Source organism: Kyrpidia spormannii (assembly GCF_002804065.1).
GTDB lineage: Bacteria > Bacillota > Bacilli > Kyrpidiales > Kyrpidiaceae > Kyrpidia > Kyrpidia spormannii.
This window is the reverse complement of the sequence record NZ_CP024955.1, coordinates 2019100-2039973: the sequence shown is the minus strand read 5'-3', so window position 1 is coordinate 2039973 and position 20874 is coordinate 2019100. Positions and strand designations below refer to the sequence as shown.

The 20874-nt window shown below is 59.1% G+C and carries 22 protein-coding genes and 2 pseudogenes; 20 read left to right on the top strand and 4 right to left on the bottom strand.

Annotated elements, in window-relative coordinates:
• Window positions 1-2: 2 nt before the first annotated feature.
• From dmpG to CVV65_RS10325, 6 genes and pseudogenes are all read left to right on the top strand, one after another.
• Window positions 3-1058, top strand: a complete 1056-nt coding sequence (gene dmpG / locus CVV65_RS10345) for a 4-hydroxy-2-oxovalerate aldolase (RefSeq protein ID WP_100668061.1) — start codon at window positions 3-5, stop codon at window positions 1056-1058.
• A 14-nt stretch (window positions 1059-1072) separates the two neighbouring features.
• Window positions 1073-1843 carry a 2-keto-4-pentenoate hydratase gene (locus CVV65_RS10340; RefSeq protein ID WP_198591995.1) on the top strand — a complete coding sequence of 257 codons (771 nt, stop codon included), beginning with the start codon at window positions 1073-1075 and terminating at the stop codon, window positions 1841-1843.
• Between the two features lie 77 nt (window positions 1844-1920).
• On the top strand, window positions 1921-2121 hold the full coding sequence (locus CVV65_RS10335) for a 2-hydroxymuconate tautomerase (protein ID WP_100668060.1): 201 nt from the start codon (window positions 1921-1923) through the stop codon (window positions 2119-2121).
• Window positions 2122-2479: 358 nt separating this feature from the next.
• Window positions 2480-2758: pseudogene (locus CVV65_RS17170) on the top strand (RNA polymerase subunit sigma-70); the annotation flags it as partial.
• Window positions 2739-2933, top strand: a complete 195-nt coding sequence (locus CVV65_RS16955; RefSeq protein ID WP_198591994.1) for a hypothetical protein — start codon at window positions 2739-2741, stop codon at window positions 2931-2933. The pseudogene CVV65_RS17170 and the gene CVV65_RS16955, both read left to right, overlap by 20 nt.
• Window positions 2934-3023: 90 nt before the next feature.
• Window positions 3024-3320 carry a hypothetical protein gene (locus CVV65_RS10325; RefSeq protein ID WP_133121280.1) on the top strand — a complete coding sequence of 99 codons (297 nt, stop codon included), beginning with the start codon at window positions 3024-3026 and terminating at the stop codon, window positions 3318-3320.
• Between the two features lie 587 nt (window positions 3321-3907).
• Here the strand turns inward: CVV65_RS10325 and CVV65_RS17545 are convergent.
• A pseudogene (locus tag CVV65_RS17545) lies at window positions 3908-4079 on the bottom strand (transposase); the annotation flags it as partial.
• 4 nt (window positions 4080-4083) lie between these two features.
• Between CVV65_RS17545 and CVV65_RS10315 the strand changes: the two are divergent.
• The 7 genes from CVV65_RS10315 to CVV65_RS10285 all read left to right on the top strand — a co-directional run bounded on the left by CVV65_RS10315 (window position 4084) and on the right by CVV65_RS10285 (window position 11593).
• Window positions 4084-4341, top strand: a complete 258-nt coding sequence (locus CVV65_RS10315) for a transposase (protein WP_232796585.1) — start codon at window positions 4084-4086, stop codon at window positions 4339-4341.
• A gap of 262 nt (window positions 4342-4603) precedes the next feature.
• Window positions 4604-5320 carry an RNA polymerase sporulation sigma factor SigK gene (gene sigK / locus CVV65_RS10310; RefSeq protein WP_100668058.1) on the top strand — a complete coding sequence of 239 codons (717 nt, stop codon included), beginning with the start codon at window positions 4604-4606 and terminating at the stop codon, window positions 5318-5320.
• 119 nt (window positions 5321-5439) lie between these two features.
• Window positions 5440-5832, top strand: a complete 393-nt coding sequence (locus CVV65_RS10305; protein WP_232796584.1) for a hypothetical protein — start codon at window positions 5440-5442, stop codon at window positions 5830-5832.
• Window positions 5833-5996: 164 nt separating this feature from the next.
• Window positions 5997-7868 (top strand): sigma-54-dependent Fis family transcriptional regulator, encoded by a 1872-nt coding sequence (locus tag CVV65_RS10300; protein ID WP_100668056.1) that lies wholly within the window; start codon window positions 5997-5999, stop codon window positions 7866-7868.
• A 238-nt stretch (window positions 7869-8106) separates the two neighbouring features.
• The gene (locus tag CVV65_RS10295; RefSeq protein ID WP_100668055.1) at window positions 8107-9096 is read left to right on the top strand and encodes a thiamine pyrophosphate-dependent dehydrogenase E1 component subunit alpha; all 990 of its coding nucleotides are present in this window, start codon (window positions 8107-8109) and stop codon (window positions 9094-9096) included.
• A 44-nt stretch (window positions 9097-9140) separates the two neighbouring features.
• On the top strand, window positions 9141-10178 hold the full coding sequence (locus CVV65_RS10290; protein ID WP_100668054.1) for an alpha-ketoacid dehydrogenase subunit beta: 1038 nt from the start codon (window positions 9141-9143) through the stop codon (window positions 10176-10178).
• Between the two features lie 53 nt (window positions 10179-10231).
• Window positions 10232-11593, top strand: a complete 1362-nt coding sequence (locus CVV65_RS10285) for a dihydrolipoamide acetyltransferase family protein (protein ID WP_100668053.1) — start codon at window positions 10232-10234, stop codon at window positions 11591-11593.
• 115 nt (window positions 11594-11708) lie between these two features.
• Here the strand turns inward: CVV65_RS10285 and CVV65_RS10280 are convergent, their stop codons facing one another.
• A complete protein-coding gene (locus CVV65_RS10280; RefSeq protein WP_013075191.1) occupies window positions 11709-12158 on the bottom strand; it encodes a PaaI family thioesterase in 450 nt (149 codons plus the stop codon).
• Window positions 12159-12333: 175 nt separating this feature from the next.
• Between CVV65_RS10280 and CVV65_RS10275 the strand changes: the two genes are divergently transcribed.
• The 4 genes from CVV65_RS10275 to CVV65_RS10260 all read left to right on the top strand — a co-directional run bounded on the left by CVV65_RS10275 (window position 12334) and on the right by CVV65_RS10260 (window position 16463).
• The gene (locus CVV65_RS10275) at window positions 12334-12825 is read left to right on the top strand and encodes a cyclase family protein (protein WP_198591993.1); all 492 of its coding nucleotides are present in this window, start codon (window positions 12334-12336) and stop codon (window positions 12823-12825) included.
• 32 nt (window positions 12826-12857) lie between these two features.
• Window positions 12858-14546: an AMP-binding protein gene (locus tag CVV65_RS10270; protein ID WP_198591992.1), complete on the top strand. Its 1689-nt coding sequence runs from the start codon at window positions 12858-12860 to the stop codon at window positions 14544-14546.
• Window positions 14547-14569: 23 nt separating this feature from the next.
• Window positions 14570-15295, top strand: coding sequence for a 2-phosphosulfolactate phosphatase (locus CVV65_RS10265; RefSeq protein ID WP_133121279.1), 726 nt, complete (start codon window positions 14570-14572; stop codon window positions 15293-15295).
• Between the two features lie 82 nt (window positions 15296-15377).
• Window positions 15378-16463 carry a phosphotransferase family protein gene (locus CVV65_RS10260; RefSeq protein ID WP_232796583.1) on the top strand — a complete coding sequence of 362 codons (1086 nt, stop codon included), beginning with the start codon at window positions 15378-15380 and terminating at the stop codon, window positions 16461-16463.
• Between the two features lie 23 nt (window positions 16464-16486).
• Here CVV65_RS10260 and CVV65_RS10255 read toward each other — a convergent pair whose 3' ends face one another.
• On the bottom strand, window positions 16487-16711 hold the full coding sequence (locus CVV65_RS10255; RefSeq protein WP_100668050.1) for a hypothetical protein: 225 nt from the start codon (window positions 16709-16711) through the stop codon (window positions 16487-16489).
• A 21-nt stretch (window positions 16712-16732) separates the two neighbouring features.
• Window positions 16733-17644 carry a sensor histidine kinase gene (locus CVV65_RS10250; protein WP_100668049.1) on the bottom strand — a complete coding sequence of 304 codons (912 nt, stop codon included), beginning with the start codon at window positions 17642-17644 and terminating at the stop codon, window positions 16733-16735.
• Between the two features lie 170 nt (window positions 17645-17814).
• Between CVV65_RS10250 and CVV65_RS10245 the strand changes: the two genes are divergently transcribed.
• Genes CVV65_RS10245 through CVV65_RS10235 form a run of 3 tightly spaced genes read left to right on the top strand, consistent with a single transcriptional unit; the run spans window position 17815 to window position 20869 of the window.
• On the top strand, window positions 17815-19005 hold the full coding sequence (locus CVV65_RS10245) for a tetratricopeptide repeat protein (protein ID WP_100668048.1): 1191 nt from the start codon (window positions 17815-17817) through the stop codon (window positions 19003-19005).
• The gene (locus CVV65_RS10240; protein ID WP_100668047.1) at window positions 19002-19733 is read left to right on the top strand and encodes a glycosyltransferase; all 732 of its coding nucleotides are present in this window, start codon (window positions 19002-19004) and stop codon (window positions 19731-19733) included. Before CVV65_RS10245 ends, CVV65_RS10240 begins: the two co-directional genes overlap by 4 nt.
• A complete protein-coding gene (locus tag CVV65_RS10235) occupies window positions 19730-20869 on the top strand; it encodes a glycosyltransferase family 4 protein (RefSeq protein ID WP_100668046.1) in 1140 nt (379 codons plus the stop codon). The genes CVV65_RS10240 and CVV65_RS10235 overlap by 4 nt, the downstream gene beginning before the upstream one ends.
• Window positions 20870-20874 lie beyond the last annotated feature (5 nt).

The window sequence follows — 20874 nt, the reverse complement described above, 5'->3', positions numbered from 1 at the left end:
AGGTGGAGAAACAAAAGATCCGGGTCACCGATGTGTCGCTCCGGGACGGTATGCATGCGGTGCGCCACCAGTTCAGTGTGGAGGACGCGCGGGTCATTGCCGAAGCTTTGGATCACACGGGGGTGACGATCATTGAAGCGAGCCATGGTGATGGTTTGGGAGGCAGTTCGATCCAGTATGGATTTTCGAAGGAAACCGAAGAGGACTACCTGCGGGCGGTGTGCGGGGCGGTCCGGCGGAGCAAGGTCGCGGCATTGCTCGTGCCGGGGATCGGCACCGTCGAAGATATGAAGCGGGCGGTGGATTGGGGGATCCGGGTCATCCGGGTGGCGACCCACTGCACCGAGGCGGATGTGTCGGAGCAGCACATTGGCGAGGCGCGAAAACTGGGATTGGAAACGGTCGGTTTCTTGATGATGGCCCACAGCGTCGCCGCGTCCGTTTTGGTCGAGGAAGCCAAAAAAATGGCTTCGTACGGCGCTCAAACGGTCTATGTGGTCGACTCGGCCGGGGCCATGCTCATGGATGAGGTGCGCGAAAAAGTGTCGGCCTTGCGGGAAGCTCTGGATGCGGATGTGGAAGTCGGATTCCATGCCCACAATAATTTGGGAGTATCGGTGGCCAACTCCCTGGCCGCGGTGGAGGCGGGCGCGACGAGGATCGACGCCAGCCTGGCCGGGCTGGGAGCCGGGGCGGGGAATACGCCGTTGGAGTTGCTGGCGGCCGTCGCGGAGAAAGCCGGAATCGAGACCGGAATCAATCTTTATGTGGCCATGGATGCGGCGGAAGATATTGTCCGTCCGCGGATGATCCGTCCCGTGCAAACGGATCGGGCCAGCATCACCATGGGCTACGCGGGTGTGTATTCCAGCTTCTTGTTGCACGCGTTTAAGGCTGCGGAAGAGTTCAATGTGGATGCTAGGGATATTCTGGTGGAACTGGGGAAACGGAAGGTTGTGGGCGGTCAGGAAGATATGATTGTGGATGTGGCGGCGGAATTGGCAAAACGTGCGACCCCAACGGTGGGAGCCGGAGGATTGCAAGAAAGTCGGATGTAGGGGGGACGAAGTGGGTGGATTTATCGCAATTGGCCAGGCGGGTGATGGAACATCAGTTGTCGGGACGTCCGATGAAAAAGCTGACCGCGGAATATCCTGACCTAACGGTGGAGGATGCGTATCGCATTCAGGCGCTCTGTGTGGAAGCGGCGGAGGCCCGGGGAGATCGTCCGACCGGGTGGAAGATGGGGTTGACCAGCCGGGCGAAACAGATTTCGGTGGGAGTCGATGAACCGGTTTACGGACGGCTGATGGCGTCCATGGAATTGAGAAAGCCGCGTCTGTCCCTTGCCGGCCTGATTCATCCACGGGTAGAACCTGAATTTGCCTTTATTCTCAAGCACGACTTGGGAGGACCGCATGTGACGGCCCGGGATGTGTGGGCCGCTACAGAGTGCGTCATGCCGGCTTTGGAAGTGATCGACAGCCGATACGAAAATTTTTCGTTTACTTTGGAGGACGGAGTGGCCGACAATGCGTCCTCGGCAAAATTCTACGTGGGTGAGCAAGTGTACCTCCCGTACGGGATTCGCCTCGACGAGGTGGGGGTCACGGTGCGCAAGAATGGAGAGGCCGTGGTGACCGGAGCGGGGGCGGCGGTACTGGGCCACCCGGTGCGGTCGGTGATTCTGTTGGCGCAGATGCTGTCCCGCGTCGGGAAAATCATTGAAGCCGGAGCGGTGGTGTTGACCGGGGGTATCACCGAGGCCGTGCCGGTGAAGGCGGGAGATTGGATACAAGTCATCTTTGACGGGATGGGAATCATTGAACTTGCCGTAGACTGAAATGCCGCATCTTGCCCTTCCCGGTCGATGGCCGGAAGGGGGAGGCAAGGGTCGGGACTGCGAAAGGGGTTGAGAATGTGCCGTTGATTCAAATACACATACTGGAAGGTCGGTCGCCGGCCATTAAAAAGCGGCTGATCGAGGAGGTCACTGAAGCCGTCCATCGAAGTTTGGGGGGATCCCGGGAGGCGATTCGAATCGCCATTTATGAAATTGCGGAAGAGCACTGGGCCGTGGGTGGAGTTACGATGAAAGAACGGCGCTTGTCCAATTCTTGAATCTGCTGGGAAAATACCGCAACGGGACTGTGTATCTTGGTATTTAGGTGCACAAGGGGGGAATCCCCCTTTTTTCATGCCCACGCTACATCCGCAAACGAGAACCTCTCGTGGTATTCCACGGGCAAACGCGGTATCTTGAGCTCGATGCGTCCGAGGCCTGAGCATCTGGTTCCACCATGAAGGTCATGCGCCTTTGGATCACCTCGACGTTTCTTTGGTCGGGATCATTTTTCGAAGTCATCTCAGTTGCCTCTTTCAGGTACGGGGCCGGACAGGGTCACCCCCCTGCCCGCCCCGCATATACATAAACCGGAGCCTTTTCGCGCCAGGTTCCCAGGGGACGGGAGGTGGTCCAGTGGCCGGCTTGACGGCGCTGTTGGCCCTGTTGGTGCGGGAGATTGCCCTGTTTGTCTCCTATATCAAGAATAGTGCGTTTCCCCATCCACTGTCTGAAGAAGAACAATACCTAAAACAGATGGCCGAGGGAGACGAACGGGCGCGCAACCTGCTGATTGAGCACAATTTACGGCTTGTGGCCCATATAGTCAAGAAATTCGAAAACACCGGCGAGGACACCGAAGATTTGATTTCTATCGGCACAATCGGGCGAGGCGATGCTGGAAGAGGAACACGGGATTTCGGAGACCCGGAAATTCATCACAGACGTGTTCCCGGGCATCCAGGTGGAGGCGGTCGAGGACCTGTTCATGGACTTTGTGGAGATGCAGCGGCTTCCGGATTATGACTGGCGGTCGGTTCTGGACGAGCTGGAAGAGTTGCCGCAGGATGCCGACCGGTATGACTACTAGGTCTCGGAGTACCTGCTTCGGTGGCGGGACGATCCCAATGGGCGGTCAACGCCGGGGCAAGCCTCGGCGTTGGTCGGGTTCGGGTGGCCGATGGATGAAATTTCCGGCCTGAACCGATTTGAGGCGAGTTGGTGCATCGAAGCCCACCTGCGGGTGATGAAGGCGTGGACGGCGGAAAAGGCCAAGGTGCGGAGCGTGGTCATGGGCGAATCGGAAGAAGAAGTTGTAAGCAAGTATTTTCGCCAGCCGTGGCAGTTCAAGCCGGCGACGCCCAAACAGCTGGCTTTGCTGAAACGTTTGAAGGTGCCCCTGCCGCCCGGAGATCTGACGGCCGGCGATGCGTCCATCATCATCGACCGGGCGCTGGCGGCAAAGAAGGCAGGTTGATGTTTCTCTCGCGCCCGAAAAAAGATGAGTAGTTTGTCAATCTTGTAAGACAGGATTCTGACTGGCCCGCCCAAGATCGCAAAGAAAAGGCGGCCCCTTGAAGGAGATCGCCTCTTCTCGGCGGTCCGCCGGAGAAATTCCGTTCCAGGAGGTGAACGAGGAGGTGCTAGTACTACGACTCATTGGGCTGCCAAACAAAAGCTACTGCGAATCAGTATCAGTATCCGCCGCCGGAGTAAGCGCTGGCCGAAGCATATGATCCACCATCGTACCACGGTACAAGGAGGAAGAACAGCACGAAGATGATAAGGAACACAATCGCCCAGCGGGTAAAGGGACTGAACACCACGGTCGACCTCCTTTCGTATCAGCCTGCTACACCTTATGAAAATCGGTCTACGGGGGACAAGGCGGACAGTCTAGTTACATCGCCAAATTTTCCTGGTACTTCCGGGCGCGGTCCTGGATCGTGCCGCCGTCGGACTCCGGTGCGCGGCTAGAGTGAACCAGACGACGTCCTGTTTGGTCAAGTCTCGTCAAGTGGCGTAAAATCACCGTTTGTGTCAAGAGTGTGGCGGCATTGTCTTTGTCCTTGGGGAAGGTGGCGTCCAGCCAGACATACGGATATTCCCGTTCCAGCGGCCGCCCTTTGAACTGTTGGATGTCCTCATCCAGTTGCTTACACAAACGAGAGACTTCACTTTTGCTGATGCCGTCCAGCCCAAGCGCCCGAACCACATCGTCCACCTGGGTGGCGCTCGCGGTGGACCGGCGGATATTCACCCCGATTGCACGGGAGAGCTACAAATGGGCCAAGGAATGCAGGCACAGGGCCGCGGTGGAACGGGTGAACAGCCGATTGGACGTCTCGTTTGGGTTTGAACGGCACACCGTTCGAGGGCTGGGGAAGATGCGGTTACGCTGCGGCTTGGCTTTGTGCGTGATGCTGGCGATGGCATTGGGGAGGGGGCGGGAGAAACGGCAAGAACGCATGAGGAGCTTGGTTCGAAGCGTGTCCTAAACGGCACGCGATCGTAGATAGCCATGCCGAACTCACCACGCCGATGGGATTCGTGCTGAAGGTTCGGGGAAAACGGGACATCGAAAAAGGCTCCTGTGACGATTCTGTGGCACCGGGGCTGCGGCTAACAGATGGTAGTCCTCCGGCCGTTGGTTCCTGGTGATGAGGGCGCCTGTCCGCCAGGTCACCCCCCTGCCCGCCCCGCATATACATAAACCGGAGCCTTTTCGCGCCGGGTTCCCAGGGGACGGGAGGTGGTCCAGTGGCCGGATTGACGGCGCTGTTGGCCCTGGTGGTGCGGGAGATTGCCCTGTTTGTCTCCTATATCAAAAATAGTGCGTTTCCCCATCCACTGTCTGAAGAAGAAGAAGAACAATACCTAAAACAGATGGCCGAGGGAGACGAACGGGCGCGCAACCTGCTGATCGAGCACAATTTACGGCTTGTGGCCCATATAGTCAAGAAATTCGAAAACACCGGCGAGGACACCGAGGATTTGATTTCCATCGGCACAATCGGGCTGATCAAAGCCATTGAAAGTTTTCAACCCCACAAGGGGACCAAATTGGCCACTTATGCTGCCCGCTGCATCGAAAACGAGATCCTCATGCATCTCCGAGCCCTGAAGAAAACGCGCAAGGATGTGTCCCTCCACGACCCCATTGGAACGGATAAAGAGGGCAATGAAGTGACGCTGTTGGATATTCTGAGCAGTGATGCCGATGATGTTGTGGACATTGTCGAGATGAAGCTGGAGAAACATCAGATTTACGAAAAACTCCGGGAGTTGGATGAGAGGGAGCAGGAAGTGATCCGCGGCCGGTTCGGCCTTCAAAACGGCGAAGAAAAAACCCAACGGGAGATCGCCGAAGAACTGGGGATTTCCCGTTCCTACGTGTCGCGGATCGAGAAGCGCGCGCTTATGAAGCTGCTGCACGATCTGCGCCCGAGAAGAAAAACCACCGGGGACGACCGCTGACGCAAAGAAGTCGAGGCGGCCGGGACTTGACGGGGCTTCCTTTATTTTTCCGCTGAAGTTGAGGCCCCGTCCCGCGGAAAGGACATAGGATAGAGCAGCAGGACCGCGGGAGGTGATGGATGATGGCTTTCGCCGGAGCAGCGGCGTACAGCCGTTATTTGGGGCGTTGGGTTGCTGTGCGTTGTTACAGCGGCCGGGTGTATCGCGGGGTGTTGCACGAAGCCCGGCCGGACGGGTTGGTGCTTTACCAGCCGGGCGGTGTCTGGGCCTCTGCGCCGGGTCAGAACCGCACGAATCTGGTTTACGCCGATGGATCCCTGCGCCCGGAACAGACCAATCCCAGTCAAAGCGTATCCGGGAGCACCCCGCCGACAGGGGCGGCCCGCGAAGGGAGCGTGGGGACCGACTCCGTGTTTCGAATGGACACAGTCCCCGCACAGTTTTTTGGCGGATTTTTCTTTGTTCCCGCCTTCACTATCGGGGTGGTTGTACCGATAGGATTTTTCTGGTAGGAACGAAGAAAAGAAGTTCGAGAAAGCCCATCCTCATCGACCTGGCCCGGCCGGCCGAACCCGGCACCGGGCCAATTTTATTGAAAGGACCAACCCGCCCAATCTTCAATGCCATCTGATATAATAAAATCGCCTTGCAATCACGACAGGAAGGAGTGGTCGTGATGCTCCACAGGGGCGGTTCAATGGGCATGTGGCAGAGGTTTGTTCGGGAGGGAGTGTTGGATGAAGCCCGCATTGGAGGTCGGATTGCTGAGTCTTGGCGGCGCTGCCGCCGGGAAGGAGTGGACCCTTTCGGTGGATCCGGCCGGACCATTCTCAGCCGAGGGGAGTTGGAGGATCGGAGGATGGCCCGGGATCGGCTTTTGCGGGCTGCGGCACCGTATCTGGAGGATTTGTATCATTACATTGAGGACACCAAGCACCTGATCTTACTCATTGATGCCGAAGGATTCGTGTTATTTCGAAAAGGTTATCGAGAAATGGCGCGTCGGGCGGACGGCATTCAATTCGTTGAAGGAGCCCGTTGGACGGAGTCGGAGGTGGGGACGAACGCCATCGGCACCGCCTTGGCGACGGGCGAACCGATCATGGTCGTCGGCGCTGAGCATTATGCTGTTGCTTCCCACCCATGGGTGTGCGCCGCCGCACCGATTCGGGATGACCGGGGCAATCTGCTCGGGATTCTCGATGTCTCCGGCCCCGTGGAGCAGGCGCACCCCTTGGCCCTGGCGACAGTCACCGCTGCGGCCTACGCCATTGAACGGCAGCTTCATTTGGATCAACACAGGGATCGGATGACTCTCCTTCATATGACCCTGGAGGACCCCTCTCTTTCTCTAAGGGATGGACTGACCGCCGTCTGTGATGCGGATGGTTCGCTGGTGTGGTTGAGCCCGGCCCTGCGGCGGCATGTCGGCGGAGAGTCGGTACGGACATTGGAACAGCTGCAGGAAACAGGCGCCCGGATCCATGTGAAACGCCCGGTAACTGTCAGGGATTCGGGGTTCGACCGGACGCTGGGATCGATCATCTGCCTGGGAAACCCCGATTCTGGGGTATACAGGGTGGTGCAATCGCCCCGTCCCCGAGCTCCGGAGATCGAGTTCCCGGGTCAAATCGGAGAGAGTGCGGCGTTCCGGGCGGTTCTTCGTCAGGTGGAGAGGGTGGCCAAAACGGATGTCACGGTGTGTATCGAAGGAGAGACGGGAACGGGGAAAGAATTGGTCGCCCGGGCCATTCACGCCAACAGCGCTCGGAGGGGTGGCCCTTTTGTGGCCGTGAACTGTGGAGCGATTCCTGAAGAACTGCTCGAAAGTGAATTGTTCGGATATGTGGAGGGGGCGTTCACCGGGGCCAGGAAGCAGGGTTACAAAGGCAAGTTTGAACAGGCCCACGGGGGAACCCTTTTCTTGGATGAGATCGGGGACATCACTCCGGCCATGCAGGTGGCCCTTCTCCGGGTGCTTCAGGAACGTCGGGTGACACCCCTGGGATCCTCCAAGGAGGTTCCTGTGGATGTGCGAGTGATTGCGGCCACGCATCACAATCTCCGGGAACAGGTGAAGCGGGGACGGCTGCGCGAGGACCTCTTTTACCGGCTGTACGTGTACCCAATTCGGGTACCGCCATTGCGGGAGAGAAAAGAAGACATTCCGCACCTGGTTCGGTATTTTTTTCGCGAGCACAATAACGAAGTGTCGATTCCCCACTGGATTATGGAAAAATGGATGCAGTACGATTGGCCGGGAAATGTTCGGGAACTTTTCAACCTGTTGGAACGCGCTCAAGTGGCCGGTCCCGGGGAATGGGAGGCGTGGTTGCCGGATTCAGGTGCCCCCGGACCTGAAGGTGCAGCTGCCACCGGTGACCCCGGAGCCCCTTCATCGGGAAGGCTGAATTATCGGGAACAAATTCAAAAAGAAGAGATTATGCGGGCCTTGCAAGAAACAAAAGGAAACGTGCGGTTGGCGGCGGAAAGGCTCCACATGCCCCGCAGTACCCTGTATCGCCGGATTCAGAAATTCGGATTGTGAGACCAGTTTGACTCGGGAAGATCAGGCGGCACTTGGCGAAACGTGTTGGGACAGAATGGGACAATTTGAGACGGCGTGAGACGCGGGCCGGAGGCGCCCCGGGGCGCGGATTGGAGATGTTCTGAAAGTACCGGAGAAATCCGGTATTTTTCTATTTGGCACGACCTTTGCGATCGGATGCGCCGGGGAGGCCGACGAGAGGCGATCCCGGATAAAGAACGTCGGGAGGGATCGACGGATGGGGATGATGATGACCGCGGACGCGGCGCCGACCAAAGAACAGGCGCTCTGGATGTACGAACGAATGCAGATGATCCGGACTTTTGAAGACACGGTGCACGGGCTGTTCGCCAAAGGCAAGATTCCGGGCTTCGTCCATCTGTACGCCGGGGAAGAGGCGATCGCCGTGGGAGTCTGTGCTCATTTGGGTGACAAGGATTTTATCACCAGCACTCACCGGGGGCATGGTCACTGTATCGCCAAAGGATGCGATGAGCAGGGGATGATGGCGGAATTGTACGGCAAATCCACCGGCCTGTGTAAAGGCAAGGGCGGGTCGATGCACATCGCGGATCTAGAAAAGGGCATGCTCGGTGCCAATGGGATCGTGGGCGGCGGATTTCCCCTGGCCTGCGGTGCGGCCTTGACCGCCAAGAGAAAGAAGACGGGGGGAGTGGCGGTTTGCTTTTTCGGCGACGGGGCGAACAACCAGGGGACCTTTCATGAAGGGTTGAATCTGGCAGCGATCTGGAAACTGCCCGTTGTGTTTGTGGCTGAGAACAACGGATATGCCGAAGCCACGCCTTTTACGTATGCCTCAAGCTGCGAACATATCGCGGACCGGGGGGCGGGGTACCGCATACCTTCCGTACAGGTGGACGGAAAAGACGTGCTGGCGGTGTGGCGGGCGGCCGGAGAAGCGGTGCGCCGGGCCCGGGAGGGGGAAGGGCCTTCTTTAATCGAATGCAAAACGTATCGGAATTATGGTCATTTTGAAGGGGACGCCCAGACCTATAAATCGGCCGAGGAGAGGAATCGGCATCTGCAGGAATGGGACGCGATTCGGCGATTCCGGGAGTTTCTATTGCAGGGGCTTATATCGGAACAGGAGCTTGAGGCCATTGACTCTCAAGTGCGCGACAGGGTGGAGCGGGCTGTGCAGTTCGCCGAGGAAAGTCCGTTTCCGGATCCGGACCAGTTGACTACGGATGTGTATGTGACCTATTGACTCGGCAGCGCAAAACGGGTCGAGTTCTGTGAGGAGGGATACCGATGGGTCGACAGATCACCTTTGCCGAGGCGATCAACGAAGGCTTGGCGACGGCGATGGAAGCTGACGAAACGGTGGTGCTAATGGGGGAAGATGTGGCTGGCGGTGCCCAGGTGGATCATCTCCAGGATGAGGAGGCTTGGGGAGGTGTCCTTGGGGTCACGAAGGGCCTTGCAAAGCGGTTTGGCCGGGAGCGGGTTTTGGATACGCCGATCAGCGAGGCCGGATTCATCGGTGCGGCAGTGGGGGCGGCCGCCACGGGACTGCGCCCGGTGGCGGAGTTAATGTTCAACGATTTTCTCGGCGTGTGCCTGGACCAATTGCTCAATCAGGCAGCAAAGCTGCGCTACATGTTCGGCGGCAAAGCCCGGGTGCCCCTGACGATCCGGACGATGCACGGGGCGGGATTTCGGGCGGCGGCCCAGCATTCCCAAAGTCTGTATGCGATTTTTACACATATTCCGGGGTTGAAGGTGGTGGTGCCCTCCACACCGGCGGACGCCAAGGGGCTTTTGCTGGCGGCCATTGAGGACGACGATCCCGTGATCTACTTTGAAGATAAAACACTGTATAACGTCAAGGGCGAGGTTCCGGAGGGGCGGCATGTGGTGCCTCTTGGCAAGGCGGAGATCAAGCGTCCCGGCGAGGACGTGACCATCGTGGCCATCGGCAAACAGGTGCATACGGCTCTGACAGCGGCGGAACGGCTGGCGAAAACCGGGGTGGACGTGGAAGTGGTGGATCCTCGGAGTCTGTCGCCCCTAGACGAGGAGACGATCCTGGCGTCGGTGGCGAAAACCAACCGGCTCATTGTCATCGATGAGGCCAATCCCCGGTGCAGTGTGGCGTCCGATCTTGCTGCTCTAGTGGCGGAGAAGGGATTTGATAGTTTGGATGCCCCGATCAAACGCATCACGGCGCCGCACACGCCGGTGCCCTTTTCCCCGACTCTGGAGGATCTCTACCTCCCGACACCGGAAAAGGTCATCCAGGCCGTATCGGAGCTTCTCGGGGATGAGTCCATCGTGACGGCTTCGTGATAGCGGGCTCGGGACCCACTCGTGACCCGGAGGTTTGAGGAGGAGGATTCACCTTGGCAGTCGAAATCGTCATGCCAAAACTCGGCATGAGTATGGAAAATGGAACGGTGATGCAGTGGCATAAACATCCGGGCGATCCTGTGGAGAAAGGCGAGCCTCTTGTCGCGGTCAGCTCGGAAAAAATCGAATACGAGATAGAAGCCCCGGCGAGCGGGGTACTCCTAGAAATTCTCGTGCCGGAGGAAGGGGTGGTACCCTACGGCACGGTGATCGGTTACGTGGGACAACCGGGCGAGCGGGCAAATACGGCTATGGAAGGAAAACTGGAGGCGGCTTCGGCCTCGGCGGCTCCGGCGAGTGAACTGAGGAGGGAGGAGCGAATCAAGATTTCTCCGGCGGCCCGGAAAATGGCCCGGTCCGCCGGAATCGACACCTCTTCCCTCGTCGGAACCGGACCCGGAGGCCGCATCACCGTAGAGGACGTCCAGCGGGCGGTGGCCGACGCCTCGTCGCCGTCGGGGATTGCCGGTGAAATGCGGGCTCTGGACGTCGCCGGGCCCGACGCGGCCCGGGGCACTGGTAAGGCGGGGGGCACCGGCACGTCCACGGAGGGCACCATGGCCACGGGCGAAACCACAACGGCGGAGGCGACAGGTGGGATGGGGGCCTTCTCCGGCGCCGAGAAGGCGTCCTCCCATGGGCCGCAGTGGTTACCGGAGGATGCCGGGAACGTCTCCCGGGTGCCGCTCCGCGGCATGAGAAAGGTCATCGCCCAGCGGATGCAGAACAGCTTGCTGGAGACGGCGCAACTTACTCTTACCGCCCGGGCGGACGTGACCCAGGCGTTGCGGCTACTCCGAGAATTGGCCCAGGAGTGGGGTGAGGAAAAAAAACCCACGATGACCGACCTGGTGGCTCGGGCGGCGATCGCAGCCCTTCGCGAGCATCCGGAGATGAATAGTCGGTTTGTGGAGGGGCAGGTGGAGATCCATTCTTTGATTCATCTCGGGATTGCCGTGGCGCTGGACAAAGGGCTGGTGGTTCCCGTGATCCGAGACGCCGGCGGAATGTCCTTCGCCCAGTTATCCGCTGCCATTCGCATGCTCAGCCGGCGGGCCCGGGATCATGAGCTGGACTCCGCAGAGATGGCGGGCTCCACCTTCACGGTGACAAATCTCGGCCAGTATGGGGTCGAGTGGTTCACCCCGATTCTGAATCCGCCGGAAACGGGGATTCTCGGGGTCGGGCGGGCGGAAGATGCTCCGGTGTACTGCGGGGATGTTTTGGAACGAAGAACCCTCCTCCCCCTTAGCCTCACCTTCGATCATCGGGTGGTGGACGGTGCGCCAGCCGCCCAGTTCTTGGCCATGGTGAAACGCGGATTGGAGCACCCGTTGGATCTCCTCGTCGGGTGACGGCTGACCATTGATCGAGCGCTCGGAGCCGGGGAGGACCCGTAAGATCTACGGGCCCTGCCCGGTTTTTTCGCGACCCGAAACACCGGTCCTGGGCCAGTTTCCAGGCTGCACGTCAGCGGTCGGGGTCGAGGTTGACCGGCGTCAGTCCCTCTAGTCCCATCGACTGGAGCTGGGTGTGATTGAGCACCATCATCTTGGCGTGCGCCCGGGCCTTCGGGACCCCGTCCAAGCTGGTGATCTGGGCCTCCGCTTCAATCAGCCGGCGGGTTTTTCGCACGGGAAACGCCACGACGCGCACCGTCTCCCCAGAGTGGATGGGGTTTTGGAACTCCACATCGAGTTTAGCAGTGACCGTAATCAGCCCCAGATTATTGGCGACATAAGCGGCCGCTTCGTCCAAGAGCGCACAGGTGATGCCCCCGTGTTGAATCCCCGGCCAGCCGCCGTGCCATTCTTCGGAGTTGAATTCTGCGGTGACCCCTTCCTCGCCATATTTTTCAAAATGCAGATGAAGGCCCTTGGGGTTTTCGGCGCCGCACACGTAACACCGTTCGTATCCCACTGCTTTACATCTCCTTACGTGTTTCGGTTGGCATTCCGCCGGTCGGTGAACACCAGACGGACGTTCGAAAATCAGTTCTATTATAACAATCTGCCGGCGGGGTGGGGCAAGGGGACGGAGTGCGGCAAGACAGATCACAATTTTATGGTACAATGGGACTAGTCGGAACCTGGAGGTGGACATCGCCCGACACCGGGGCAAGCCCTATCTGGATCGAGGCGAAACCTTTGGGCTGGATGATCTTTTGGCCTGTGCGGAGCGACAGGGCGTGACCATCGAGAAGCACGACATTCTCGTTCTACGCACCGGCTGGCTGAAAATCTTTTATGAACAGGGGCCCGGGGCTTTTTATGGGGATTCGTTCAATGAGCCGGGTCTCGCTTTTTCCCCGGAGCTTGTAAAATGGTTTCATGCCATGGAAATCCCGGTGCTTGCGACGGACACCATCGCGAACGAGACGACGGTGGACCCGAAGACCGGAGCGCTGCTCGTGCTGCACAATGCCCTGATGCGAAATCTTGGAGTGCTCTTTAACGAAATCCTGTGGCTGGAGGATTTGGCGGCGGACTGCGCCGATGATGGCCAATACGCCTTCCTTTACGCCGGGTCGCCCTTAAAAGTCTACCGCGGCACCGGAGCGCCGGTGAATCCCGTGGCGGTGAAGTGAAGGATCCGTGATAACTGAGAGGGGGGTGCGCCGTGGGTTCTGTCTATGAGGAGAAGCCTTGGCTCAAGTTGTACCCGGATTTTGTGCCTCGAGAACTTCCGCTGCCGGAAATCAGCATGATCGACGCCTTTGAGAAGAGCGCCAAAAGGGCAGGGGGCCGTCCGGCAGTTCATTATTTTGACCAGACACTCACGTACGGACAGCTGGATGATCTGGCGACCCGTTTCGCGACGCTCCTGGCGGGTTGGGGCGTAGGCAAGGGGGACCGGGTGGCGGTGTATGTACAGAATAACCCGCAATTCTTGATTGCCCAATACGGAGCTTGGAAACGCGGGGCAGCGGTGGTTCCTCTCAACCCCATGTTCAAAGCAAAAGAGGTGGAATATCATCTCCAGGACTCCGGGGCCAAAGTTCTCGTGGCTTTGGATTCGCTCTACGCGGCCCATGCGGAGAAAGTGATCGGGGGAACGGACATCCAGCAGGTGGTGACCACCCACGAGAGAGATTTTGTCTCCGAGGATGTCGCAAAAAAGACGCCGCTTTTGAACCAGACGGACAAATCCCCCCCGTCAGGGACGGTGGATTTGGTTGCGGCCCTCAACCAAACGGTCCCGGACCCGGGAGTCCGGGTGGCGGTGGGTCCCGAAGATATTGCGTATCTCGTGTACACATCCGGGACAACCGGACGGCCGAAGGGCGCCATGAACCTGCACCGCAATGTCGCCTATAACGCAAATGTCTACAGGATTTGGATGAAGATGGCGGATGAAGACGGGGTGCTGGGGCTGGCTCCCTTGTTCCACATCACAGGCATTGTCGGCCACGCCGCTCTGGCCGCCATGGCCGGGATTCCGTTGGTCTTGTTTCATCGTTTTGATGCCGCTTTGGCCCTGGAGATGATCCAGCGGTGGCGGCCGACCATGACCGTGGCCTCTATCACGGCGTTTATTGCCCTGATGAACGCCCCCGAGGCCAAGGAGGCGAACGTGGCCTCGATGTCGAAGTACTACAGTGGAGGTGCCCCCATTGCCCCGAGCTTGGTGGAGCAATTTGAACGGGCCTTCGGTGGATACATCCATAACATCTACGGTCTCACGGAGACCAATTCTCCGACCCACGCAGTTCCGCTTGGGGTCCGGGCGCCGGTGGATCCGGGGAGCGGGGCCCTGTCGGTGGGGATTCCGGTGCCGGGTTGCCTGGCCAGGGTGGTGGATCTGGAGGACCCCAGTCGGGAAGTCGGTGTCGGGGAGCCTGGGGAGTTCGCGGTCAAGGGTCCGATGATTTTTTCCGGCTATTGGGACAAACCCGAAGCGACGAAAAGTGCGTTTCAAGATGGGTATTTTCTCACCGGAGACGTTGTGGTCATGGACGAACAGGGCTGGTTTTATGTGGTGGACCGCAAGAAAGATATGATCAATGCCTCCGGATATAAAGTGTGGCCCCGGGAGGTGGAGGACACCTTGTATCAGCACCCGGCGGTCAAAGAGGCGGCGGTGGTGGGGGTGCCGGATCCGTATCGAGGCGAAACGGTGAAAGCTTTTGTGGCCCTTCGAGGCGAATACGCCGGCAAGGTGACCGAAGACGATATCATCCAGTTTTGTCAAGAGCGGATGGCGGCGTATAAATATCCGCGACTGGTGGAGTTTCTCCCGGAGATTCCAAAAACCGCGACGGGGAAATTCCTGCGCCGGGAGCTTAGGGAGCGCTCTTCAGGGTCGTGAAGAACGAAAGGTCGAAGCATCTGATGAGTAAAGTCTACCTGTGGACGGCTAAGGAGCAGATCGACCCTTATCGACTCCGGGGTGGCGTGGCTGTGGTGATGGATGTCCTGCTGGCGACCACGACGATGATCACCATAATGGAGCGGGGAGTGGGGCGAGTATTTCCCGCCCGGGATCTGGCCGATGCCCTGGAGTTGAAAAAACGGTGGCTGTCACCGCGGCTATTGACCGGCGGTGAGGAAGAAGGCCGGGAGGTCCCGGGGTTTGACCTGGGGCCCTTCCCGGAGGAGTACTCCGAAGATGTGGTGGCCGGGCGGGATGTGGTGTTTTTGACGACCAACGGCACCCCGGCCTTGCGCCGGTCGGAAGAGGCCGACCGAGTCCTCCTGGCTTCCCTTCGGAATGCCCCGGCGGTGACAGAGTATCTTCAAAGGCACGCGTTCTCCGAAGTTTATCTCGTGTGCGCCGGGTCGAAGGGCAGAATGTCCCTGGAAGATGCCCTTTGCGCAGGCGTGATCGCAGGTGGCCTGGAGGCGGCGGGGTGGGAGCTGGATGATGGCGCCATCGTGGTAAGGGATGCGGCCCGGGCCAATCGTGGGAGGGTGGTGGAGGCTCTCAGTCGGGGGCGGGTGGGCCGGTGGTTCACCCGGGTGGGCCGGGAACAGACCTTGGCTTTCGCCGGGGCCGTGGGAGCGAGTGATGCGCTAGTCGGACTCGTGGAGGGACGGCTGCGATTCATTGATGACTGATCCAATGGGGAGCTTCGTTCAAGGAGGTCGGCGATGTGACCGAGACAGAGATGTTGAAAAAATCCCAAGAAAGGCGATCGTCATGAGCGGGGGAATGAATCACCCGAAGAGCGCCCGGGGGACCATCCCCGTTCGCCCCGGGGAGGAACTGGACGCGAAGGCCGTACAGAAATTTTTATCTGAGCATATTGAGGGGTTGGGGGATTGCGCCGTCCACATCGAACAATTTCCTTCCGGGGCGTCGAATCTGACTTACTGGATCCGCTGCGGGCAATGGGAGGGGGTGCTCCGGCGCCCGCCCTTTGGGCCGCTGCCGCCCAAGGCCCACGATATGAAGCGGGAATCCTCTTTTTTAAGCCGGCTCAACCGGGTGTTTCCCCTGGCGCCGAGACCTTACGCATTTTGTGAGGACTCCGGAGTCTTGGGAGTGCCTTTTTATGTGATGGAGTATCGGCGGGGTGTGGTGTTGGATGACCAGTTTCCTCCAGGCGTCGAGGTGACGCCGGAGCTTTGCCGCCGTATCTCCGATGCTGTGGTGGATACCCTCGTGGAATTGCATGCTGTGGACTGGCGTGAGGCGGGACTCGGGGAGTTTGGCCGGCCCGAAGGTTTTTTACAACGGCAGGTGAGGGGATGGATCGACCGGTATCACCGGGCAAAAACCGATGAGATTCCCCAAGTGGACCGCATTACCCGCTGGCTGGAAGACCATCTTCCGTCTTCGCCGGCGGCGACCATCATTCACAATGATTATAAGTTAAATAACCTCCTGTTGGACCCGGAAGACCTGTCCCGGGTGGTGGCCGTGGTGGATTGGGAGATGGCCACCATCGGCGACCCGCTGTTCGATTTGGCGGTGTCTCTCAGCTACTGGGCCGAGGAGACGGACCCGGAGCTGCTCAAAGAGGTATTGCCGACGGTGACCAAATACGGCGGATTTCTCAGTCGAGACGAGTTCGTGGAGCGCTATTCGCGCCGGAGCGGACGGGATGTATCGTTCCTGGATTTTTATATGGTGTTTGCCTACTTTAAGCTGGCGGTTATTCTTCAGCAGATCTATGTGCGGTGGAAACGGGGACAGACCCAGGATCCGAGGTTTGCCGGGTTTGGGCTGCGGGTGAGGCGACTGTTGGAGCACGCTGACGGGTGTATTCCAGGCCGGGCGTGAGGTGAACCCTGCACAGCGATCGGTTAGAGGATGCGGTAAAACCACTGGGTGATGGGGCCGAAAACAGCTTCCAAAGGAGCCAGAGGGTTAAACTGCAGGTAGACCTGCCACTGGACCATGGCTGCCATAACGAGGGCCAGCGCGAGTAACGTTCCGTGAACCGTCAACTCTCTGCGCTGGCCGGCCCGCCACATGGCGGGCCATTCCAGCAACGCAGCGGCGACGAACAGGATGGCCAGCCACAACATCTTCGTTTCCTCCGATTTTCCTCATGGTTCCACTTTAGGTTCGTCCAGAAAACCCGCGATTATACGGCGGGACAGGACTCTCCTTCGCCTGGAGACGGAGTCGCCGGTGGAGCGGACCGCCGTGAGGCGAATGCGAAGCCCGGTGAGAGTCCGTTCAAAGCGAACTTCCGCCCCAATGGAAGCGGCCCGCTGCCGGATGAGCGCCACCCCGTAATGTCCCTCCTTCTGTGCGCGATCCCAACTTTCTTCCCGCTGCCCGTCGTCAGTGATGGTCAACTCCCAGCGCCTCCCCGCCTGCGTCCAGGTGAGAAACACTCGGCTCGCCGCTCCGTGTTTGACGGCGTTCACCACTGCTTCCCGGCAGATGGCTGCGAGGACCGGCCACGCGACGGGAGCCAGTTCCGGCGCCTCTCCGGCGATCACGACCTGTGCGCCGAAACCGGTGGCGAACTGCTCGAGGTGCGTTTTCCACGTCTGCTCATCCACCGAATCCCCAATCCCGGGCCGCAGATCGAGGATGGTTTTCCGCAGTTCGTCATCGACTTCCCGAAGGGCTTCCTGAATTTCCTCCAGGTGTACGCCGGCGGGATGCCGGGCCGGCAGCTTTTTTCGGGCATGATTCAGTTGCACTCCGATAAAAAAGAGGGTTTGCCCGATGTCGTCGTGCAGTTTTTCAGCCATTCTTTTATGTTCGGACGCGACGAGCTCCCGTTCCCGCGCCTGGGCGATCTCGTCATGCAAGGCGTCCAGCCTGGCAAAAAGCCGCCTGGAAATGAGGGCCGTAACCAAACCAGCGAGGATGGCGGTAAGCCAGTTGGAGGCTTCCATCGGAAGAAGGCTGAGCACCCAGGGCGTGTGTCGAATCAGTTCGAAAAGGGCGACGACCACGGCGGGGACGATGAGCAAGGCACGCCGAACAGCGCGTTCGTTCACGGGGGATCACCTCTCTTGCTCGAACAGGCTTCTCCTGTATTGTGAGCGATCCGCAGGGGTTTCGCAAGGGAGCGGAAAGACGGTTGATGTGGCGTGGGGCTAGGCAGTCGAACATTCCTTAGTTCTGCCACACTCATACCTTGGAGGGAAGGTGGAAGGAGGGGCGAAGAATGAAGGTGGTGGCTTTTGGATCGGAGACACTGTCCCATTTTCCCTATCGCGACCTGTTGGAGGTGCTCCCGGCCGAGTGCCGGTATTATGTAGGCGCAGGGTCTGACTCTGGCGGTTCGGGTCTAGAAGAGAATGCCGATGTTGAGGATGTCGTTCGTGACATCTCTATTGAAGAGTGCCGGCGACTGCCAGCCGATGAAACCACGGCCATCGTGACCGAACCGCTGTGGGTGTCTGCCTTCGGGGGGTGGCGCCCGGAGCGCACGGTTGCCGTGATGGCTCATATTTCTTTCAGCACCGCCGCCCAGCGCCGCTTGGCGAACCTCGTTGCGGCTGCTGCAGACGCTGTATTTGTTCGATCGGAAACTCAGTATCTTCAATGGTGCTTTCAGCGGCCAACGGTATTTTTTTGGGATCCATACCGCTGCCGGCAAGAAGCGGTGCACTGGGTGTCGCGGGTTATAGGGGCATTGGAAAATCCTGAGGAACTCGGAGGGCTGGAAAGGGAACAGTGGCACTCGCGACTGAAGGAATATCAAGGCTTTGTGGGGCGGGAAGAAATCGCCGAAAAGGCCCTCTATTTCTCGGCGGCCTACCGGTACCTCTTGGAGGATCCAGCGGCCCGGGAGGACCTTCTTGCTTCTTTTGAACGGGCCGTGGCGTCGGGGCGTGCCGATTGTCTCGTCACGCATTACCGGTTTTTGTCCGCTATTCTGGTGAAGCAGGGGCGTTTGGAGGAGGCGGTTCAGGCCTACGGGGTGACTGCGCTGGACCAAGCTGCCAAATGGGAGTATGAACGTTTGCTGACGTGGCTGGAGGATGGACGGCAGGCGCTGGTCCGGGCCCGGCTCTTTCTGCTCAATGATGATCTGCGTTCGGCCCGGGAAGTGCTGAGTGAAACAGATGGGGAGGAAGCGGGACGACTCCGGTTGGAAATCGCTTTGCGGACAGGTTATCCGGACCAGGCTTTTCGCGAGGTCGCACTGGCGGATTGCAAAACCCATTCGGTGCACCGATCGGTCGAGATTCTTGAGGGTTTTTTCTACTGGCTTCAAGGAGACCGCCCCGGGGCGATTCACCATTTTCTCCGGGCCGCCGCCGAAGACCCTAACGCCCTTGGTTACATTCTTGAAATGGACGAGGCGGAAAGTCTTCTTGAGCAAATCCGCCGTGGGGAAAGAGCGTCATGACTCGTCCTGTGCGCAAATCCTCCGGTAATCGCTTGACGGCCATGATGCAGGTTCGCAATGAAGCGGACCGCTATTTGGACACCGTGCTTCGGTGCCTGTCGGAATTTGTCGATGACGTGGTGATCGTGGATGACGCCAGTACCGACGGGACCCCCGACCTTTGTCGCGATTTTAAGAAAGTCGTTAAATTAGTCGTTCTGCCCGAATCTCAATTCCGGCGGGAGTGGAACTTGCGGTCCCTGCTCTGGGATGTGGCGGTCTCCACCCACCCCGATTGGCTACTCGCCGTGGATGCGGACGAATTATATGAGGACCGCGCGAAGGAAGAGATCCGGGCCCTTATCGATCAGGACCAGTACGATTGGGTGGCCTTCCGGATGTTCGACATGTGGGGAGGCCTGACCCATTACCGAGAGGACGAGCATTGGAACCTTCACAAACGTTACACCGTTACCTTGGTCCGCTTCCTCCCGGGGTATCATTACTTTTTTCCGCCGATGGATCTCCACGTCCCCCGCGTTCCCCTATCCTATGGCCCCCTTCCCGGCCTGTGTTCGCCGATTCGGATCAAACATCTCGGGTGGGTGGGCCCCAGGGAGTATCTTCAGCAAAAATATGAGCGCTATATGGCCCTGGATCCCGACGGCCGCTGGGGAAGCCTTGCCCAGTACCGCTCGATCCTCGAACCGAATCCCCGTTTGGTGGAGTGGAGGGAAGACGGAGAATGAAAGTGGGGATTCTGACGCACAGCTTTGTCGACGGGTACAATGGCCGATTTGAAAGGGTTTTTGCGGGCGGGTTGGAACGCTACATGTTTGATCTGGCCCTTTTGCTTCAGGACTTGGGAATGCGGCCGGAAATCCACCAACTGTCCTTTCAAGGTGCATTTTCCAGTCAGGTCGACGGGATCGATGTGTATGGACACGCATGTGGCCCCGACGATGCCGTGAAGGTGTTTGAACAGATGGCGGATGCCGTGGATGGGCCTGTGATTTATGCCAGTTTCCTCTGGCATCCCCTTCGCTTCCGCCCCCACAGTATTGGAATTTGTCATGGAATCAACTGGGATCGGGGCGACGGCTCCGCCCAGGAGAAAGCCCAGGTGGCCGGTGCCATCCAAGGGGCGTTAGACCATCTGCAGCGCATCGTGTCCGTGGATTCACATTTTGTGACCTACTGCCGGTCGGTGTGCACCTTTAACGATCCGCGAAAATTGGTGTTTATCCCGAATCATGTGGATACTCGCAGGTTTCGCCCTGACCCCGGGATGCGGCGGGCTGATCAAGTGCGGGTACTCTTTCCCCGGCGCATCAGTTGGGAGCGGGGCGTGATTCCCATGATGATCACAACAGACCGGATTCTGGCCCGGCATCCGGATGTGGTGGTGGAGTTTGCGGGGGATGTGGTGGAAGGTAATCCTATAACCCGGGTGTTTCGATTCTGGATGAAAGAACACCCCCACCGCCATCGCCTCCTTCACCATGTGCTGTCCTTTTCGGAGATGGTCCGCGCCTATCAAAGGGCCGACATCGTGGTGATCCCCAGCATTTTTTCCGAGGGAACTTCGTTTTCTTGTTTAGAAGCTCTCAGTTGCGGGGCGGCGGTGGTGGCTACCGATGTCGGGGGGTTGAACGATCTGGTGATCGACGGGTATAACGGCCTGTTGGTGCCGCCAGATTTTGAAGCGTTGGAAGCGGCGGTGGGGCGCTGCATCGAGAATCGAGGTCTGCGTAGAGCCCTGGGGCGCAAAGCCCGGGAGACGGCCCGGGCTTTTGACCGGTCTCGCTGGCGGCTCCGGTGGAGCCGGGTGCTCAGACCTTGGTTGGCCGGTTGGGCTGCCCGGTCTCCCAGGGCCGTGGATTGAAATGT

Excerpts from the sequence above, each read along its gene's own strand:
- CVV65_RS10265 (WP_133121279.1), top strand. The coding sequence starts at position 14,570 with ATGAGTAAAGTCTACCTGTGGACGGCTAAGGAGCAGATCGACCCTTAT.
- CVV65_RS10305 (WP_232796584.1), top strand. The coding sequence starts at position 5,440 with ATGATGGCTTTCGCCGGAGCAGCGGCGTACAGCCGTTATTTGGGGCGT.
- CVV65_RS16955 (WP_198591994.1), top strand. The coding sequence starts at position 2,739 with ATGCTGGAAGAGGAACACGGGATTTCGGAGACCCGGAAATTCATCACA.
- CVV65_RS10325 (WP_133121280.1), top strand. The coding sequence starts at position 3,024 with ATGGATGAAATTTCCGGCCTGAACCGATTTGAGGCGAGTTGGTGCATC.
- CVV65_RS10290 (WP_100668054.1), top strand. The coding sequence starts at position 9,141 with ATGGGTCGACAGATCACCTTTGCCGAGGCGATCAACGAAGGCTTGGCG.
- CVV65_RS10295 (WP_100668055.1), top strand. The coding sequence starts at position 8,107 with ATGGGGATGATGATGACCGCGGACGCGGCGCCGACCAAAGAACAGGCG.
- CVV65_RS10240 (WP_100668047.1), top strand. The coding sequence starts at position 19,002 with ATGACTCGTCCTGTGCGCAAATCCTCCGGTAATCGCTTGACGGCCATG.
- CVV65_RS10245 (WP_100668048.1), top strand. The coding sequence starts at position 17,815 with ATGAAGGTGGTGGCTTTTGGATCGGAGACACTGTCCCATTTTCCCTAT.
- CVV65_RS10300 (WP_100668056.1), top strand. The coding sequence starts at position 5,997 with ATGCTCCACAGGGGCGGTTCAATGGGCATGTGGCAGAGGTTTGTTCGG.
- CVV65_RS10235 (WP_100668046.1), top strand. The coding sequence starts at position 19,730 with ATGAAAGTGGGGATTCTGACGCACAGCTTTGTCGACGGGTACAATGGC.
- CVV65_RS10255 (WP_100668050.1), bottom strand. The coding sequence starts at position 16,711 with ATGTTGTGGCTGGCCATCCTGTTCGTCGCCGCTGCGTTGCTGGAATGG.
- CVV65_RS10260 (WP_232796583.1), top strand. The coding sequence starts at position 15,378 with ATGAGCGGGGGAATGAATCACCCGAAGAGCGCCCGGGGGACCATCCCC.